This window comes from Moraxella sp. CTOTU48268 (assembly GCF_032069585.1).
Lineage (GTDB): Bacteria > Pseudomonadota > Gammaproteobacteria > Pseudomonadales > Moraxellaceae > Faucicola > Faucicola cinerea.
On sequence record NZ_DAMALV010000043.1, the window covers coordinates 1 to 19,404 of the forward strand.

Consider the following 19,404-nt stretch of genomic DNA (forward strand, 5'->3'; position numbering starts at 1 on the left):
ACGCCAACGCCAACGCCAACGCCAACGCCAACGCCAACGCCAACGCCAACGCCAAAAGAGACTAGCGCCTTTGTAGACGCTGTCAAGCAAAATAACAACCTTTCGTCAGAAAGTTTGGCAAAAGTTTTAGATAAAGCTATCGATACTAAAATTGCCACCGGCAACAGTGTATTAGCAGATAATCTAATTAATAAAACGTTGAATTTTAGTCAGGTTGAACTATCTCAAACAGCGAGTCAGTTGCAGCCTTTATTTATGGGCTCAATCAACCGCATAATTACTGACAGCAATAGTTTAGCGCTTGACGCTATTCACGACTCAACTATCAGCCGTGAACGTAATGTTTGGGCAAAAGCCATTGGCACTCAATCTACAAAAGATCATAAGGGTAGCTTAGTAGGTTATGATAATAAAGATACCGGCGTTATTGTAGGTGGCGATATTGCATTGAATGACAAACTGAATTTGGGATTAGCTGTCTCTTATATCAACAGTGACGCTGATACCAATGGACATACGATCAATCATGAGATGAAAGCAGACTCTCTACAAGTTTTAGGTTATGCTGACTACCAAGCCACACCTGAGACTAAAGCTAATTTCCATGTAGGCGCTGGTCAAAGTGATATTAAAGGTAAACGTCACATTGGAATTGCAAATGCAACTGCCGAGGCTGATTATAATGCTAATACCTTACAAGCAGGGATAGGATTAAGCCATCGTATTGGTACTGAGCAAAGAAACATTACGCCATTTGCGCAGTTTAATTATGCTAAGGTCAAATCAGACGCTTATAATGAAACCGGTGCTGGTGCGTTTAACCTTGCAGTTGAAAAGCAAAAGTATAACAGTATGCGCTCAACGCTTGGGGTAAATCTATCACAGCCTATTGGACAAAGGGTTTCTTTGACAGGGACGCTTGCAGGCGCAATCGAAAATGGCGATCCACGCACAGATATCACAGCAAGTTTTGTTGATACGCCTAATAGTCGTTTCACAACGATGGGGCAAGAAGTAGGACGTGAAGTTGGTATTGCAGGTGTTGGGTTGAGCTATAAACCAACAGCAAACACTAGCATTTCTGCTAACTACTCCGGTGAATGGCGTAAAAATTATGACAACCAAGGGGTGTCATTGGTATTCACAAGTAAGTTCTAACAATAACAAGTTAATAAAAAAACCGACCTAGGTCGGTTTTTTTATTGAATGACTAACGTTAAAGTATTTGACCGTTAGCTTAGTCAATTTTTTGCACTCGTCTTAACCATAAGGATACTGGCGCAACCATTTTGTGGCAATGTATTTGGTACCTGTAATAACAGGCACGCTTGAATGCAAAGATAAGGGGTCAGGATTGTTATTCAATAAAATATTACTAAAATATAATGCCATTCCCTCTTTCGGACGGATCTCGCAGTTAGCACTTGGAAAACGAGTGGCACCCCCGCTTTCTACGTCTGATAAATAGGTTAAAAAAGTAGCAACGCGCTGTCCACCAATTTCAATGGCTTTTTGTCCACCTGCTTTAGTGGTATCAAAGAAGTCAAAATGAGGTTTATATTCTCCTCCCGAATGATAACGCAGTATTTGTAAGCCTTCGCCATTGTCAATTGGAAAATTAAGCACCTGAGCAATTCTATTTTCAAGCAAAGAAATAATGGCATTTTCTTGACGTTGAAAGACGGCGTTCATGCTTGTGCGTTCTGTGGTTGTAAAGTATTCACCAGTTTGAGCATTGACCACGGTTGCGGTTTGGAATTTGTCTTCAGCACAGGCGATCAGTTGTTGACACTCTTCATGTGATAAGAAGTTGTCGAATACAACGACCTTAGGAGCTTGAGCAGTAAAGATGATTGGAATGCGCCTGTTGTCAATATCAATAAAGTTTTTACTAAGGTCAATTTGGGGATGCTTAATGTCAATCTGGTAGTTTTTTAATAAATCACCCACTGCTATATGATAACCATGTTGCTCAAGGGTTTTTGCTAGTGTGGTAATTTCTACACCGTTACTAATATTTGTGTTAAGCCAATCATTCCATTCTTGGGTTAAATGTGGATTTAGGTAGGAAGTAGTAGTCATAGAGAACCTAAGAGTTAATATTTTGTTTATAGCAATTAATTAAATAGAGAACTGCGGATATTATAAACTAAAGTTCAAATTTCGTTTATGACTCTTAGTGTTAAACTTCGCCCATCTTTGGTTATGTTAAATAGCATATCCAATAACCAATCTGGCTGAAATCAAAAGAAATTGAATTATGCAAGATAAATAATGATGAATAAAATTCTAAATCCCAAACCCTCTAAACGGCTCATGTCTTAGCTCTTTATCTTTTTCCAACTTTTTAGCGGTCAGCGTTAATTGGGCATACCCCGACAAATCATACGGATGGCTGCTGACATAAGATTCTGCCTGCCGCTGGTTCATCTTGTGTTGCTTACCATCAGAGTCCATCGAATACAACGTCCCTTCCTTGGCATACCCCACCACCTGCTGTTTTAACCTGTCAAATAACTTCTTGAACAACTCGATCACGGCTTTAACAACGGCTGAAACTGTGCCAACGACTGTGCCAAAGTCGTTTGATGCTGTTTTAAATTGCTGAGCGTCGTGGTCATATCCTGTTTTAAGCAGGTGAGCTCGTCGATTAAATTTTCTAAGTCTTGCTGTTCGCTGCTCTGCTGTTTCAGTGAGTCCTGCAATGTCTTCACCGATGCCTGTAAGCTGTTGATTGACTTTTCGATGTCGCTGTCGCCGTCGGGTTGTATGCTCTGCAATTTGCTCAAGGCTTGCTGTATCTTCTCCTGCAATTTTTGAAATTCTTCTCGTCCTTTTTTCAGTGTTGCTATCTCGGATTTCTGTAGCTTGTCTAATTCGTCCAAGTATTGGGTGATCTGCTGGTTGTGCGTCTCGGTCTTTTGGTTCACTTGCTCGCTTAGGTGGGTTGATAGCTGCTGATACAAGTTGGGCAACATTAATTCCAGATGTTTTTGAACCATCTCGTCGATTGTCTGCGGCTGCTGCGCTTGGAGTTGATTGAGCATCTGGCTCACTTGGCTGTGCAAATCGCTCGACAGCTCGTTTAAGCGCTCGGTAATGAGCTGCTGTGTGGTAATGGGTTGCATGGTTATTTGTCTCTAATTGGGACGGTAATACGGGTTTTGGTTGATATAAAGCGTCGGATAGCCAAAGCCATTTTTTTGGCATACGGCGCTGTTGGGATATTTGGGGGTGATGTTGATACCACCGCCATAACCCGGCCGGATATCGGTAAGGGCTTGGGCTTGGTATTGAATCGGGGTACGATTGATTTGTTGATTGAGTAAGCTTAGCTCTTTTTGACTTTGGTCGACTAAGAGCTTGGTTTCCTGCCAATCCTGGTACTGGCGGTGATTGATCAGTGCTAATATCCCTATCATCAGTAGCAGTCCCCCCAATAGGCTGCCCATGACGATCCCTAGGCTCAGTTTGTTGCGTGCTAGTTGCCCAATCAGCACCCTGCTCTGTTGTTGGCTGTACTCGATCATCTCGATATCCGCTTGGTGACGCTCGTCCATCTGCTGACGCAGGGTTTGCTGTTGGCGTTGGTGATGCTGTAGGGTGGTTTGTGTCTCGTGGGTTATGGCTTGGCGTAATTGACTGCCCTGCTCTGTCAAGTGGGTTTGGGTACGCTGATAATCGTCGCGGGTCTGCTGCTTGAGCTGATCCATTTGCGTCGACACCCCAAGCAAGGTTTGTTTGGCGCTCTCCAAGGTCTGACAGGTTTGATTGAGCCAGCTTTGATGCTGCTTTAGATGGCTGTCGCTTAAGTTTTGACTGCTGTCTTGATAACGCTCGAGCAGCGCGCAAATTTTCGTCATACCGCTGATAATGTCGTTCTCGACGTTTTTCAAGCTCGCTTGAAAAAGTTGCTGCTGCTTTTCTAAGCTGTTCTGCTCGGTCATCTGCTGAGATTTGATTTGCTGCTGGGTCTGCGCTTTTGCGTTCTGCAATATATCGAATAACGGATTCGGTGGCGTCTCGCTCATAAATCACACCTTTTAGTTTAATATTTTTTTTAGTGGGATCAGGGTTTTTAATACTGATACTGTCTTTACCTTTACGTGAGATTTCAAAACCGTATTCTGTCAGCATATCGGCAATATCATCTTGACCCTTGAATGGCTTGCCCTGCTGTCGTCGCAGCTCGGATTGGGTTAACACCAAATCGGTAAGCGCATTTTTGATATCTTGCGCTTCCGTAAAGCGTTTTAATTTATCGATGATTGACTGCTTATCTGACGTTGCCCAATCTTTAACAATGTTTGGGGCCATACTGGGGGTTACATCTCGACGGTTATTTAAATCCGCAGGATTAACAAAGCCGTACCGATCATTGGTCAAATCTTTCCAACTATTGACCAATGCTAAATCCCGATAATGATAATACACCTGTAAATGATTGCCCGAGATCAGCTCAACATTGGGAAAGACAAAGTTAAGCTCGACCCGACCTTTATCGGTATGCTCCACCCAGTACGACGTATATTGATGGGGTTGTAAGCCAACAAACATCATGGCTTCGAAATCTTCGATAATCTCAAATTTTTGGGCGTCAGTTAACACATCTTTTTCATGAAAGCTTAAACAGCCACTGCTATAAACTTTGGCAAACGGCAAGCCATTAATCATCTCAGTGACCTCATCCGGATCGCCCAATAGCAAACGTGCTTTTTCACGCGGTTGATCGTCACTCCCTAATAAATAATGTTTAACAGCCGACCCACCTAAGGTGCGTCTGTCATCATCCGTACCGCCTCGTTTAAAAAATTTGGTTAGCATACGATTAACCAGTCATATTGTTATTAAATGTGTTATTTTCTAGCGTTGAACTTGCTAATAAAGGATCACTGTCTTCACTGACAGTGTCCTCATCTTCCACCCCATTAAAATAATTTTTTTCAACTTGATAGTGCGCTTTTAATTCAGCCAATTGCTCAGCCATATTATCAATCGCTAAGGCTAAATTTAACGTGTCAATCGGATGGTTTGCGTTTGCTTGTTGGTGCGTATAGCGCACCAATTGATTTAAATTTTTACCCATGGCATGCAATTGTCGTAATAGTTTTGGGTCAACTTTAGGAAAATCGCGTTCACGTCTAGGTATAGTGCCTTTCGTTAATATGGCACGCGCATAGCGTGCTAAATTCATACCTTGAGCTTTTGCTTCAAGCACAGCAAATTCTTCGTCACTAAAGCGAATGTTAAGACGTTTATCTCGTAATTTTTTCGATGATTTTTTTATTAGTACGTCGTCATCGCTTTGCTTTTTTTCGGCTGATTGTTGTGCCATGTTTAGTGCCTATTTATTTTTTATAAGGCTTGATTTTGTTTTAAGGGGGTTTGGGGTCTCCCCAATAAGCACCCAGTTTGAACGCAACTTTGTGAAGCGATAACTGAGGGCTTGGGGTTTCAAAAGGGGGTAAGCCCCCTTTGCCAGAACGCAGAGACAACTAATTTACGTTAGTAAATTTGGTGTCTTTGCATGTGCTGGCTATGTCGAAACTAGCCACCTTTTGTTATTATTTCTGATTTTAGCATAGCTAGCAAAAGACAGTAAAGCTAATATTTGCCCAAACCATCCTCTTCTGTTAGTATGGTGAGATTGATTTTCTGAGAAACATGTTTTATTGGAGTAATGTATGAGTAAGTATCTCAATAAATCTGCCGAACAGTTACAAAAAGAGTTGGCTGAGATTCAACAAGCATTGGAGCAAAAAGAGAAAGTAGAAATAGCGGCTATCGGTGCTATATTTAGTCGCTTTTTAAAAAGTATTGATGATGCAAAATCTGCTAAATATCACCTAAATATTATTGAAAAACATGCAGAAAAATCAGAGAAGAAGGCTTTAAAAATTTTAATAAACAAGTTAAAAACAATTAGAGATTTTGAGAGTTTAGAAAATAATTTACAACGAACTACGAATAACTCGATGCAAGATAATTCAAAAATACATCAAAATTTAGCGACTAATTCTATAAATAATCATTCAGATGGTTCGTCTATAAATCCATAAACTAAAAATTTTAATTCATAATTTTCGACAGAAAATTTTTATTTATCTAATAAACTTTTCAAAAAATTCAAATAAAAATAATATTTTTTAATCTCAAAAAGTATGATTTTTTTATGTGAAAAAATAGCTTGTAATTCGTCGTAATAAAGATAATTATTTTTAGTTTTTATAGAAAATTTATCTATCAATTTGATAGAAAAATTTCCAAAAATCGTAGAAAATATAGTTAAAAAGGTATGCAGTTTTTTCTTTTTTATTCAAAAATTTGAGTAGAGATTTAATATATTTTAATTACTAATCGATGAGATTGATGGGATGGTTATAGACTACTTACGTTTCTCTTCTGGACTAAGTATTTTCTATTTTTAAGGATTATTTTTTAGTTTGCCTGTCTAAATTGGATGCAGTTTTGACAATAGTAGGTTGTGTTATTGTGGGTGATAGTTTTGGTATAGGGTGCGCCAATTTGATACATGATATTGCATTGTTGACAACAGATGCTTGAATCGTATACTCGGGATTTTTTAATAATTGAGCCCAATTGTTTGATAGTGATGTGGTAAGTTTGGCATAGGGTGATAATATGATCCAGTAAGTCAAAGTTGTTACTAGGTTAATAAAAAAAGATTTGAATCATTAAATTGTTCAAACCTTTTTTTCACTATGCAATAACTTTTACAAATTTATTTTGATAAGTCTGATAGTGATTTTTTATCAACTACTTGTCTGAGATTACTCAAAAACGCAAGTTGAAAGGCTTCATCTTGGATAAAAAGTTTGTAAAAATCAATTTCTTTTTTTCGGTCTTCGACGATGATGTCTTTGACCAGTTTTTCAAATTCTAGGTTGCGATGTTGTTCATCTTTCGTGGTCAGATACTTCTGTTGAAAGTCAGGATGGTCATAAATTCGTTGTGCTAAGTTGATAAATTTCATTCGTTGTTCTTCTGGCGTAATATGCCAACTTTTAAACCATCGCTCATTAAAATCTGCGATGATTTTATCTAGGTTGTTGGTTTTTGCTTCAGTATGTACGCCAATCACGTTAGGGTTGCTCGGGTCGATAACCGCTTCTTTTTCGTCTAATGTTATCTTTGAACCTAAAGCCGTTCTTTCAATCGCATAAGTATTTAAATCAATCGATTCTAACAAGTCATCGATATCATCATCTTCCTGGGTGCGAATGTTAAGCTCAGGAATTAATGCTTTTAATAACCAAAACAATCGCTCCCATTCGATTTTGTTAAACGGCATAATGGATGCAAGACGGCTATAGAGTTTGACAAATTGTTTGGCTTGCATTTTAAATTCGATTTTTGCGTCATCGCTAAGTTCTAGCTCATGGTTAAAGCGTTCTGCCAAAATATTGATTTTGCCTTGCAAGGTTTCCATACTGGCACCGCCAAAATAGGCTTCGGCATAGTCAATGATTTCATGGGGTTCATAAACGCCTACCGCCTCTAGTTCAGTTTTGATATCGCTAAGTACATTGACATCGGTCGCTTGGCTTAGGGTGGTGACGGTAAAGTATTTATCAAATGCGGATTTGATATGTTTTAGTTCATTAAAAAAGTCCAACACAAACAAATCTTCGGTTTTTTTGTCGTACTTATTCGCCGAGCGATTGAGCCTTGACAGGGTTTGCACTGCCAGTACATCTCGCAATTTTTTATCGACATACATGGCGGTAAGTTTGGGTTGGTCAAAGCCTGTCAGATATTTATTCGCAACGACCAAAATTCGGTAGTCATCGCTATCAAATTTTTCTTTGGTTTTGCTATCTTCAAAGCCGTTGATTTGGCTCTCGGTGTAGCCAATGCCGTCCACGATTTTTTCACCACTAAAGGCTATCATGGCTTTAAAGGGATTGCCTTTTTGCTCTAATAAGCGGTTAATCGCTTGGTAATAACGGATTGCCATTTCGATATTTTGTGTGACTATCATGGCTTTGGCATGACCTTTTAGGCGTTTTTTGGCAAAAATATTGCTGATAAAGTGATCAAGCATGATTTCGGCTTTGACATCGATGGTTTGCTGTTGGCGTTCGACATACGCTTTCAGGGCTTTTTGTGCCTTGTTAGAATCAAATGCTGGGTCATTTTCGACCGATTTTTGAATCTCGTAGTAAGATTTGAAGGTGGTGTAATTGCGTACCACATCCAGAATAAAGCCTTCTTCAATGGCTTGCTTCATGGAGTACAGGTCAAAGGGAGTAAAGCGACCGTCGGCTTGTTTTTCACCAAATTTTTCTAGGGTGCTGTCTTTTGGGGTAGCCGTGAAAGCAAAATAGCTGCCATTGCCCCGCATTTTGCGTGATTCCATTGCCTTTATAATGCGGTCTTGGTTATCGTCCATATCACCGTCTTTTTCGTTATCGGTATCAATACCCAAAGCGGTATTCATGCCATCGTGAGCCATTCCGCTTTGTGAGCTGTGGGCTTCGTCGATGATAATAGCAAAGTTCTTGTCCGCCATTTCGCCAATGTCGTCTAGGATAAAGGGGAATTTTTGAATAGTGGTGATGATAATTTTTTTGCCGTTTTCTAGGGCGTTGCGTAGGTCTTTTGAGCGTTCGGCATGGGCGATAATGCCTTTGACTTCGCTAAACTGCTTGATATTGTCTTTGAGCTGTTTGTCCAAAATTTTGCGGTCAGTCACTACAATCACCGAATCATATAGCGGCTGTTCTAGCCCTTTCGCCCCTTTTGCTTGTTCGCTGTGCGGATAGGCTTCTATAAGCTGATAGGCAAGCCATGTGATGGAGTTGGACTTGCCCGACCCTGCGGAATGCTGAATCAGATAGCGTTTGCCAACGCCATTGCCAGCGACGTCTTGCACCAATCGCCTTACCACGCTCATTTGATGGTAGCGGGGGAAATACAGGGTCATGTCGCCAAGATTGGGCTTTTTGATGTCGGGATTATCACAGCCTAATCGCACAAAATGGCTGATGAGATTAACTAAGCTGTCAGGCTGTAACACTTCGTTCCAAAGGTATTCGGTGTTAAAGCTGTTGGGATTGGGTGGGTTACCTGCGTTGCCGTGGTTGCCTTTATTGAACGGTAAAAAGAAGGTATTTGCCCCGTTTAGCCGTGTGGTCATGTAGGCTTCTTGATTGTCTAGGGTAAAGTGGACAATCGCTCTGGCAAAGTTAAATAGCGGGTCATCAAGGCTTCTATCTTTTTTGTATTGTTCGATGGCATTAAAACGGGCGGTTTGGTTTTTATGGGTGCTTTTGAGTTCTAGGGTGATGATAGCTAGACCGTTTAAAAAAATGACCAAATCCACCGAGTTGCCGTTATGCTGGCTATAACGAACTTGTCGGGTAACGGTAAAGATGTTTTGTCGGTAGTTATCACGGGCGATTTGGCTAGAGCTTGCTAGGGGCTTTGGGTAAAGAAAGGTTAAGTTGGCGTTGTCCACGTCCAAGCCTTTTTTGAGTATGTGCAGTATGCCGTATTTTTTGATGGTATTGTTGAGGCGATGGATGATGGTTTTTTGCCAGTCTGGGTTGTGTTTGGCGATGGTGTCTAGGGCGGTTTGTTGGCTGTTATGCAAAAATTGCCAAAAAAAGTGGCTGTCGATGGCTTGGATTTTGTCAAAGTCGGCAGGGTTGCCTTGTTGATAGCCGTTGGCAGTTAGGGCGGTGACGATGTGGTCTTCAAGTTCTTTTTCGCTAAAGTTGGTCAATTTCTGCATGGGTGGCTCGTTAGATTTTTATTTTGCCTGTGACGGCTTGGTTGATTAGGATGTTTTTGTATTCTTTTAGACGGTCGATTTGGGTTTGGTAATTATCGACAGACTTTTTAAAGTGTTGTTTTAAAATCTCAATATGAGCAATAATTTCTTTTTGTTCATCAATTGATGGCAAAGGGAAGTCAAAATTTTTAAGATTTTGAAAATTTAGCCCTTCACGTCCCCCGCCTTGTTGAAAAAACCAAATTTGTTTTTGTCCCACTTCAGACGACATTAAACCGTTAAGAAACTCACCTTTTATCAAATTATTTGGTCTTACAATGCAAACATGTTGATTTACATTCATTTCATCATTTGAACTATTGTAACAACAGCGTCCTAGTGAGCCACCTGTAATATTCAATAAAACGTCATGTTGTTTTACTTGGCTGTTCTTCATTGATTTATGAACATTAAGTGAAATATTTGCCACGTTATCAAGAACTAACCCGTCAAAATGAATATTTTGACTTCTTAATAATGGAATTCCTTTATCAACATACGTTGTTGCACCACCAGATGGTGTTATTCCACTGCCTACTTTTGAAGTTAAATACTTTAATTTTTTAACGTCCCAATGCTCGGGAATATTACCTATCCATTCCACACCACTATTTTTCATTGGGGCATTGGGGTTTAAGCCTTTGGTAACGGCATTTTGAATGACGATTTGCTTATATTCGCCTAATTTTTCAATTTGCTGTTGCTTGAGGGCAATCGCTTGGTCAATTTGGGCTAAATTTTTATCAATGAAATCTACTATTTCTCTTTGCTCAGATATAGCAGGAACAGGTAATATTAATTTTGCAAAATCCGAAAATCTAAAATCAGTTGAACGCTCTCGAATGCCTTTAGCTAGCGATTCTATAAAACCTAAATATGCAAGATTTCGTAAAAAATAACTATAATATTTTGACTCGACTCTATTTTTGTCAAATGGTACACAAGCTGAATACACAGGTGTAGATTTACCATCGGAATCTGAAATTCCAATAGCCCCTGCGAATGCGTCCATTTGATGAATTACTAAATCACCCTTCCTTATACCTTGATAGCCGTGTTCTTTCAGAGCATTAGTAAATCCTTCTGTTCTTCTGTTTGAGCGTAATGTGACTTGACCATCACGAAAACAAGTAACAATTTCATCATTAGGACTAACAGGACGTTCCATTTTTTTAAAAAGCCATTTCGCTTTCTCCAATTCCCAATCACTTGGAATCTCCCCTAACCAATCCACACCGCTGTCTTTATAACTATCATACGTCGCATAACTCATTGAACTTACTACCATTAAATTTATTTTGTTTAATTGACTAAACAGCCAAAAATCGGTATAATACGCCCTAACAACTCCCCAAGTTCTTGCCCATTATGGGAATAACAAGTCTTGGGGCTATCTATTTCTAGCGAACCAAAAATTTTAAAATCGCTATCGCCATAAGCGCCACGCTTTCAAATCCGCCAAACTCATCGACTTTGGCAAGCCAAACTGCTCCAAACTCACTTTATTATTGCTCATCTGCGGAAACTCATCCAACGTATCTAAAAACCGCTGTCCCCAAGTCGAATTTGGGCAAATAAACGTTAACATCCGTTGCATCAGGCAGAAGTAAAGCAATACCTTGGCAGGGTCAAACCTTTGAAACTCTGGCTCCAACCCCTTTAGCGACGCTTTAAATACCACATGGCGATTCCACAAACGCCCATGATGTGCCGAGATATTGCGAATCAAATTGAAGGCGTGTAATTGAGTTTCTAACAATTTGGCACTGGGCAAGCGATAATATTTAGCAATCGCTTCTTTATCCGCCCGTCGCATGATTTTATACAAAATCGACATCGCCCCAAAATCCCACAGCTCACACCCTGCCCAAACGGGAATATCGTGATAATACTGCTGATGATGTTTGACAAAATCGCTGTGTTTTTCTCGAGCTATCACCGCTTCATAACGAGCCACCCAATCGGCATGCCTAACCTTATCATCAAAATACTGTTCATCTAAATGGGCTAATGGGTCAAATGAGCCAAGCCTATCGGCAATTCGTACTCGCATAGCCACTTCGATTCGCTCCAACGCATCCAATGCCAACTGACGCAGTTTTTTATCGAACATATACAAGGCTTTGATGTCTTGAAAATGGCTGTTTGGCTCAAACGCATTATCGACTGTACCGTCTGGCATCACTTGGCGAAACACATACGCATAACCGCTCAACCGATAGTAGCCAATTGTTCGTAGATAGCCCAATGCTTTTTTATTATCATCAACAATTAAGCCACGCTGTTTATAGGTATCTAACTGTTGTTGTACCGTTTTATAAGGCTTAGGCGGTAACTTGGTGGGCATAAATTTCCTTAGCACAAATTAAAAATATCTTTGCATTATAGCAAAGTCAGACCCACTAACCGCCCAAAATATCTCGAATCAAGCCATCTGCCTCTTTATCCAGTTGCAACAGCTCATTTGCTACCTCATCCAAGTTTCTCAGCGGTCTATGCTGATAAAAATACTTGTTAAAGCTAATCTCATAGCCGATTTTGATACTTTCCATGTCCAGCCACGCCTCGCTCACATGCGGGCGTACTTCTGCCAAAAAGTAATCGTAAATACCTTGATTGAGCGAGATTGACTCGCTATCTCGTAATTCGCTACTGCTTTCATAAATCACATACTGGTCGGACTTGGCATTCTCAACACCCACATCTTGGGCAGGATAATACCCAAAATCGGCTAATTGCTCAGGCTGACAGCCAAATCGCTCGCATAAGGCTTGGATTTTATCGGCTTTTAGCGTGGTGATAGATTTAATCACTTTTTCACCTGTTTCATCATACCAACTGACCGCATCAAGAATTTGTTTTCGCTCATTCGCTTTAAGCTTAATATCGTGCGTTTTAAGCACGTTCTCGACCTTTTTGGTAAAAAGATTAAAGTCAGTGTATAAAACGTCTCCTAGCGCTTCCCAGAGCGTTCTAGCATGGTTCATGATGGCAAGTTGGTTTTTCCAAGTCTCATTATCGAGAATTTTTTTGCGTTGAGCCAAACTTAAGCCCATCTCTTCAGATTCTGCCCATTTTTTTAAATCGTTTTTGTACTTGGTATAAAACTCAACTTGATAAACCTCATCGCCATATTGTTCATATAGCGTGTTCATAGCATCGCTTAGGCTATTATCAAAACGCAACTTGGCAATCGACTCGGTGGTAAACTGAGCGTGACGACGGTCAGGACGCTCTATATTGACCTTATGATAGCCAAAATCTTGATTGGCAAATACTTGACTAGCAATGCCTGTTGGCTCGCCTTTAGCATCCAACTGCCCACGGATGGTTGCCATATCAAGATAAGTTTGGGTAATCGTGGCAATATCTTGTGGGCTAAATTCGCTATTTTTACTGCCTAAGTTCTTTTTGAGTTTGCGATACATTTGACTGGCATCAATCAGTTGGACTTTGCCTTGACGTTCGCTTGGCTTATTGTTGGATAACAGCCAAATGTAAGTGGTGATACCTGTGTTATAAAATAAATTGTTCGGCAATTGGATAATTGCGTCAAGCCAATCATTTTCGATAATGTGTCGGCGGATATTACTTTCACCACTACCAGCATCACCTGTGAACAAGCTTGAGCCATTATGCACTGATGCAATACGAGAGCCTTTTTCCCCTCCCCTACTCGATTTCATCTTGCTAACCATTTCCATCAAAAACAATAACTGCCCATCACTAGAGCGTGGGGTTGCATCTACTACTTGTGGATTACCCCAATAATCGTTTAAGGTAACGATAAACCGGGTATCAGAAACGGTTTTGCCGTCGGTATCATAGATATTTTTCTTCTCTCCTGCCCAGCTTTTGCCATATGGTGGATTGGACAGCATAAAATCAAATTGCGTACCTGCAAATTCATCGGTTGATAAGGTTGAGCCAACCCGAATGTTTTCTGGGTTATCGCCCTTAATCATCATATCTGATTTACAAATGGCGTAAGTCTCATCATTGATTTCTTTGCCATACAAAAATATGGTGCGTTGCATATTGTCTAGCGGGTATTTTTCGTGAATGAAGTTTTCAGATTCGGTCAGCATACCCCCGCTACCACACGCTGGGTCATAAACGGTTAATGTTTTAGGTAGTGTATCTTTGATTGGGTCAAATACTAAATGCGTCATTAGCTCAATGACTTCTCTTGGGGTAAAGTGCTCCCCTGCTTCCTCGTTATTTTCTTCATTGAATCTGCGAATCAGCTCTTCAAAAACATAACCCATTCCTAAATTACTAAGAGCAGGCAGCAATTGGTCTTGTGGGTCACGTTGCTCAATTGGTGATAAATTTAGGTAGGGTGAAACGAATTTCTCTAAAACATCGAGTAGAACGTTTTTATTTGCCATGTGGCGAACTTGGTCAAGTAATTTAAACCGCACTAATATGTCTTTGACGTTAGCACTAAAGCCATTTAAATACTCCTCAAAGTTGGAAAGTAGCAATTGCTGATTATTGCTGGCTGATTCCTTAAGTTTTTTGAGTGTCCATTTGTTAGTATTGTAAAACACAAAACCTGATGCTTTGCGTAAGCCATCATCATCAAATTCAGTTAATCCTAAATCCTTTTTTTGAAATTCAACTTCTTCAAGAACGGCTTGTTTGGTAGGCTCAAGAATACTATCAAGACGGCGTAATACTGTCATAGGTAAGATTACATCACGATATTTACCACGAACATAAACATCTCTTAAACAGTCATCTGCAATTGACCAAATAAAAGAGACCAATTTGTTATGTACAGCATGATTCATGAAATTAACTCATTGTCTAAAATTGACCAAGTATAATGAATTTATGCCTCACTATGTTAGAGAAAATGAATTTCATATATGGACAACCATTTACACTAATTTATTTTTTAATCCATATGTTGTTGATTTCTAAAATATTTTATTTATACCACTAAAATTTTATTTATATACTCACTATGTTAAAGAAAAACGGTACAAAAACTTATTAAATATCAACAATCTTTTATTTTATTAGTAGTTTTTTTTATATAATTTAAGAAAAAAAGGTTTTTATTACATTTTAATTGCTTTTAATACCTTTTAGACTGCTGTGATTCTTATCCAGCAAGGCTTAGAGCCCTCATATGTGGACACTCATTTACATATATGTGGACACTCATTTACATATATGTGGACAATCATTTACATATATGTGGACACTCATTTACATATATGTGGACAAAAATATATTTGACTATATATTGAACTTTTGATATGTTGACAATTCAAATTATAAGTAATGATGAAATTAAAATGTCTAATCCAAAAAATAATCAAAATATTTCCAAACAAAACGAATTAGACCTTTCACTCAAGAATAAGCAAAAAGTATCGCCTAAATCTAATCAAAATCTTGTCGTTAAATCAAATCGTTTGAATGAAGCCTTGCAAACATTAAGCTTGCCAGAACTTAGAATTATTCAGCTTGGCATCGTCGATGCCAGAGAGACAGGGACAGGATTACACACAGATAAACCATTAAGAATTGATGGTAAGCGTTATTCTGAAATATTTAATACGACCTTGCAGAATGGTTATATTTTAATGAAACAAGCGGAAGAGACACTTTTTAATCGTAGATTTAGTTTTATTAATAAGGAAGGTAATATTGTAAAAAGCCGTTGGATTCAGCAGATTGAGTATTTAGATAACCAAGGAGCTATAAATATTTGTTTTACAAAGGCGGTTGTAGAAGCAATTACTCGCATTGATGGCTTTGAGGATTTTTTTACACAATATTATCTTGAACAGACTGCACAACTGAAAAGTGTGTACTCTGTACGATTATATGAATTACTTGTTCAGTGGAAAGTAGCTGGTAAAACTAAATTATTTGAAGTACAAACTTTCCGTAGTCAAATGGGGGTTGAAGATAGCGAATATAAAATTTTGGCAGACTTTAAAAAGCGTGTTCTAATGCCTTCTATCAAGGAAATTAATGATAAGACAGATTTGTTAGTAGATTTTCAACAACAAAAGAAAGGGCGGACTGTTATAGGGTTTAAATTTTCTGTAGAGCTAAAAGAACGTCAATTAGCCAATGACGCGAATATAAAGACGGTAAACCATTGTGTATCAGAGCAGTCCAGTAAAAAAAATCATCCTAGCTGGGTAGTAAAAGGTTTGACTGATAGTCAAATCAATAAAATTGCCATATACGCTGAAGAATTTACTACTGCCAACAGTAAATTTATGTCTCCGAGTTTTCGAGGTGGCTACAAAGAACTTATCGACAGTTGGAGACCTATGCTAAAAGACCCTGAAAAAGTGAATGACTTTCAGAAAATTCAGGAGTTACTTGAACGAAAAGTAACATAACAATAAATTTTTAATAAACGTACAGTACGTGTATTTTTAGTTTATTTTAGTGCTACTAATAATGTTTTTTAAAATTAAAATAAATGTTTTTATTAATCGTCTGAGATGATGAACAGATCGTTTGGCGTGCAATCAAGTAGCTTACATAGCTTTTCAATGGAATCAAAATCAATGCGAGTGGCTTCATTGTTATAAAGTCGATATAGAGTTGAGCGAGCCAAATTAGTTCGTTTTTCTGCATCGCTCACTCGCATTCCTTTTTGAGCAAATAATACGGGTAAGTTAAGTTTTAACATAAAATTCCTATATGTAGATAAAAATTTATTGCAAGTAGAAAATAATTCGGGTAATATGTCCTACATATAGAAAATATTTTTCTTTAAGTAGAAATTATATTTTTATATATAGGTAATGAATTGGCATTATTTTAACATATTTTGTGGTAGGACAGTCGCAACTTTGAATATTCTTTCAATCATGGATTAAATCATAAGGAGTTTTTCATGCTAGGTGTCAATGCAAAACATTTAAACAAAATGTTAAAAGCCCAAAAACAAATCAGCCAACAAGCTAATCGCTTATCTAACCGATTAATCAGAGAGTTAGAAGTGCAAAATGGCTTTGGTCTTGCAAACTTTTTAGAAGTTGATAGCAATTTCGATAATTTTACCGCTATTCGAGCTTGGGTACAAAGACAGATGAATAAGGGTTTTGGTAATGATTCGCTAGATTTTGACGAGTTGAAGCGCCAACTTTTTGAATTAATACCTGAAGGGACATAAATCAAAATTCATTTTAAAATTTATAATACCTGTATTTTAATCTTTAAATACAGGTATTTTTATTTTATAAAATATTTATATTTGGCTAATTATTCACTTACTATAATCTTTTTCTTGATGTAAAATACCTTAAAAATAGGAGATTAAAAAATGGCAGTAATTTTTACTATCGCCAATCGTAAGGGTGGTGTTGGGAAAACAACTTTAGCCACCAATTTGGCAGTGGCGCTCAGCAACAAAGGCAAGTTGTTATTGGTCGATGCGGATGAACAACGTTCGGCTTTTCAATGGAATGAACATCGGGAAAATAAGTTAGATGTCATAACCGTTCATGCCAATCTTTTGGACACCTTAGAACCATTCAACGATAAATATGATTATATCTTGATTGATGTCGCAGGTCGGGATTCTGAGATTTTCCGAGAGGCATTATTAGTTTCTGACAAATTAATTGTTCCCACGCAACCCAGTTTGCTTGATTTGGAAGTAATTCCCTATATTGCGGATAAAGCCCAAGCGGCAACCAAAAAGAATCCTGCGTTAAAGGTTTTTGCTGTAATTAACAAGGCTTCTGCTAATCCAAAAAATAACGAAGTCAACCAAGCGAAAGAGTATTTGACAGATTTTCCTATCCTAAAATTGATTAATACAGTTATTCATGACCGTAAGCAATTTCGAGATGCGATTATTGAAAGTCTTTCAGTGTCTGAAATGGGGAGTAGCAAAGCAAAAGATGAGCTTAATGAGTTTTTAATTGAGGTGTTATAAATGACGGAAAATAGATTTAAAAAAGCCCGTGAACAAGTGGATTTTGTACAAGATGTTAATTCTGATACGCAAGACACCATAAAGGCAGTCGAGAAGGTTATAACTCGCAATAAAAATGAAGTAGTTATTGAGCCAAATAGCCTTACGCCCAAACAACGCTCTCGCACCAGGCATGGGCGTAATATCTCTGTGCCATTGTATGTTGAAGAATTGGAGATTATCGAAGCAACGGTCGGTAAATTATCTGAACAGCATGAAGTTTCTGTTAGTAACTTTATTCGTCAAACCCTGTTAAATCGTTGCCAAGAAATCTTGGGACAAAATAAATATGAAAAACTCAATGCGGTAAAAAGAAATGTCGTAAAATAAAAACATATAAAATAATCTTATATTGAGATAAAAATACAGGTATTTTATATTTAAAATGCGTTTTTAATAAATGTTTTATTTTTATTTCCCTTTTTTGGCATCTTGCACCACCTTATAAACCGTTACCCAATTCACCCCAAATTGCTGAGCAATATTCGTTGTTGAATTTTGGCGGTCGCTCATCAACTGGCGGATCATCTGTTTCTCTGACTCTTTTAATTTCTCAAGTCATCCATCCATTCGCCCCCTTTCAAATTCTGCTAAGGAAGCAAATAGATGAAAGGTCAATTTACCAGAAGTCGTACTGGTATCAAAATTTCTTTAATCGACACCAACTCACAATCCATCTCTCGCAATTGGGTGACGATATTAGGGGTCTGCACAGAATTCGGATCATATAGCACGCTAAAGAATTTTGTCGAATTTTGTTACAACAAAGCGTCTATTACTTACGTAACAATCCCACGAAAAACAATTGTTTTTCGTGATTTTGTAAATCAGCGCCAATTCGGCGCTTTTTTATTCTATTTATTTCGCGATAAAGCCAAATAAATCTAAGTATGATAAGATAATGCAATTATTATTTATCGTGAGAATTTTACCATGAGTTTAATCGGTTATGCGCGAGTGTCAACTTCTGAAGGGAAACAACTCCTTGACCGTCAGGTTGATGCGTTAACAGAAATCGGCTGTGAGCGAATTTTTGAAGACAAAGCATCGGGGAGTAATTCCCAACGTAAAGGGTTGGATGATTGTCTCAACTATTTGCGAAAAGGTGATGTTCTAGTGGTTTTGGATTTAGATCGGTTAGGGCGGTTAGCTAGTGACTTGATTAAATTGATTGATGAACTGGCTGAGAAAGACATTGGCTTTAAAGCGATTAATTCACCGATGGATACAACCACCCCCGCAGGTCGGGCATTTTTACAAATTCAAGCGGCGTTTGCGGAGATGGAGCGTAATATTATCCGCCAACGAGTGAAAGAGGGAATTGCGGCTGCTCGGGCTCGTGGTCGTAAAGGTGGTCGACCCAGAATCATGACGGCTGAGAAACTTAAATATGCCCAACATCTGATGGCTGACCAAACCAAAAGTATTCCAGCAATTTGTAAAGAGCTGGGTGATATTCCCAGCAGTACGCTGTACCACTATGTAACGGCGAAAGGGGAGTTGAAGAAAGCGGGAGTGGATTTGTTAGCCCATGAATAATTATCAGTAAGCATGAGCAATTTATCTTGACGACTGGGCATCTTATTGTTATTTTTTACAAAAATGTATTTACAATACTAAATAGATTGATTTAAAGTAGGCTTAA

General features: G+C 38.6%; 15 protein-coding genes. 7 read left to right on the forward strand and 8 right to left on the reverse strand.

Features of this window, described 5'->3' with window-relative positions:
• The coding region (locus RT143_RS10905; protein WP_313093041.1) for an autotransporter outer membrane beta-barrel domain-containing protein at positions 1 to 1,158 on the forward strand (1,158 nt) is incomplete at its 5' end.
• A gap of 102 nt (positions 1,159 to 1,260) precedes the next feature.
• Here the strand turns inward: RT143_RS10905 and RT143_RS10910 are convergent.
• The 3 genes from RT143_RS10910 to RT143_RS10920 form a co-directional block, all read right to left on the reverse strand.
• Complete coding sequence (locus tag RT143_RS10910; RefSeq protein WP_060994930.1) at positions 1,261 to 2,082, reverse strand: 2OG-Fe(II) oxygenase; 822 nt, start codon at positions 2,080 to 2,082, stop codon at positions 1,261 to 1,263.
• A 207-nt stretch (positions 2,083 to 2,289) separates the two neighbouring features.
• Positions 2,290 to 4,824 carry a relaxase family protein gene (locus tag RT143_RS10915; RefSeq protein ID WP_159771239.1) on the reverse strand — a complete coding sequence of 845 codons (2,535 nt, stop codon included), beginning with the start codon at positions 4,822 to 4,824 and terminating at the stop codon, positions 2,290 to 2,292.
• A gap of 4 nt (positions 4,825 to 4,828) precedes the next feature.
• Positions 4,829 to 5,335 (reverse strand): plasmid mobilization protein, encoded by a 507-nt coding sequence (locus RT143_RS10920; RefSeq protein WP_313093043.1) that lies wholly within the window; start codon positions 5,333 to 5,335, stop codon positions 4,829 to 4,831.
• A 349-nt stretch (positions 5,336 to 5,684) separates the two neighbouring features.
• Between RT143_RS10920 and RT143_RS10925 the strand changes: the two genes are divergently transcribed.
• Positions 5,685 to 6,059: a hypothetical protein gene (locus RT143_RS10925; RefSeq protein ID WP_313093044.1), complete on the forward strand. Its 375-nt coding sequence runs from the start codon at positions 5,685 to 5,687 to the stop codon at positions 6,057 to 6,059.
• Positions 6,060 to 6,742: 683 nt separating this feature from the next.
• Here the strand turns inward: RT143_RS10925 and RT143_RS10930 are convergent.
• The 4 genes from RT143_RS10930 to RT143_RS10945 form a co-directional block, all read right to left on the reverse strand.
• Positions 6,743 to 9,757 (reverse strand): type I restriction endonuclease subunit R, encoded by a 3,015-nt coding sequence (locus RT143_RS10930; RefSeq protein WP_313093046.1) that lies wholly within the window; start codon positions 9,755 to 9,757, stop codon positions 6,743 to 6,745.
• A gap of 10 nt (positions 9,758 to 9,767) precedes the next feature.
• Positions 9,768 to 11,069, reverse strand: a complete 1,302-nt coding sequence (locus RT143_RS10935; protein ID WP_313093048.1) for a restriction endonuclease subunit S — start codon at positions 11,067 to 11,069, stop codon at positions 9,768 to 9,770.
• 153 nt (positions 11,070 to 11,222) lie between these two features.
• Positions 11,223 to 12,143 carry an Abi family protein gene (locus tag RT143_RS10940; protein ID WP_036596844.1) on the reverse strand — a complete coding sequence of 307 codons (921 nt, stop codon included), beginning with the start codon at positions 12,141 to 12,143 and terminating at the stop codon, positions 11,223 to 11,225.
• Between the two features lie 55 nt (positions 12,144 to 12,198).
• Positions 12,199 to 14,592, reverse strand: a complete 2,394-nt coding sequence (locus RT143_RS10945) for a type I restriction-modification system subunit M (protein WP_313093050.1) — start codon at positions 14,590 to 14,592, stop codon at positions 12,199 to 12,201.
• 474 nt (positions 14,593 to 15,066) lie between these two features.
• Between RT143_RS10945 and repM the strand changes: the two genes are divergently transcribed.
• Positions 15,067 to 16,170: a replication initiation protein RepM gene (gene repM / locus RT143_RS10950; RefSeq protein ID WP_227522718.1), complete on the forward strand. Its 1,104-nt coding sequence runs from the start codon at positions 15,067 to 15,069 to the stop codon at positions 16,168 to 16,170.
• A 92-nt stretch (positions 16,171 to 16,262) separates the two neighbouring features.
• Here the strand turns inward: repM and RT143_RS10955 are convergent, their stop codons facing one another.
• A complete protein-coding gene (locus tag RT143_RS10955; protein WP_060994865.1) occupies positions 16,263 to 16,466 on the reverse strand; it encodes a helix-turn-helix domain-containing protein in 204 nt (67 codons plus the stop codon).
• Positions 16,467 to 16,673: 207 nt separating this feature from the next.
• Between RT143_RS10955 and RT143_RS10960 the strand changes: the two genes are divergently transcribed.
• From RT143_RS10960 to RT143_RS10975, 4 genes are all read left to right on the forward strand, one after another.
• Positions 16,674 to 16,952: a hypothetical protein gene (locus RT143_RS10960; protein ID WP_099808731.1), complete on the forward strand. Its 279-nt coding sequence runs from the start codon at positions 16,674 to 16,676 to the stop codon at positions 16,950 to 16,952.
• Positions 16,953 to 17,102: 150 nt separating this feature from the next.
• Complete coding sequence (locus RT143_RS10965; protein ID WP_060994415.1) at positions 17,103 to 17,720, forward strand: AAA family ATPase; 618 nt, start codon at positions 17,103 to 17,105, stop codon at positions 17,718 to 17,720.
• Positions 17,721 to 18,089 carry a hypothetical protein gene (locus RT143_RS10970; RefSeq protein WP_060994414.1) on the forward strand — a complete coding sequence of 123 codons (369 nt, stop codon included), beginning with the start codon at positions 17,721 to 17,723 and terminating at the stop codon, positions 18,087 to 18,089.
• Between the two features lie 603 nt (positions 18,090 to 18,692).
• Positions 18,693 to 19,298 (forward strand): recombinase family protein, encoded by a 606-nt coding sequence (locus tag RT143_RS10975; RefSeq protein WP_313093055.1) that lies wholly within the window; start codon positions 18,693 to 18,695, stop codon positions 19,296 to 19,298.
• The last annotated feature ends 106 nt before the right edge of the window (positions 19,299 to 19,404 follow it).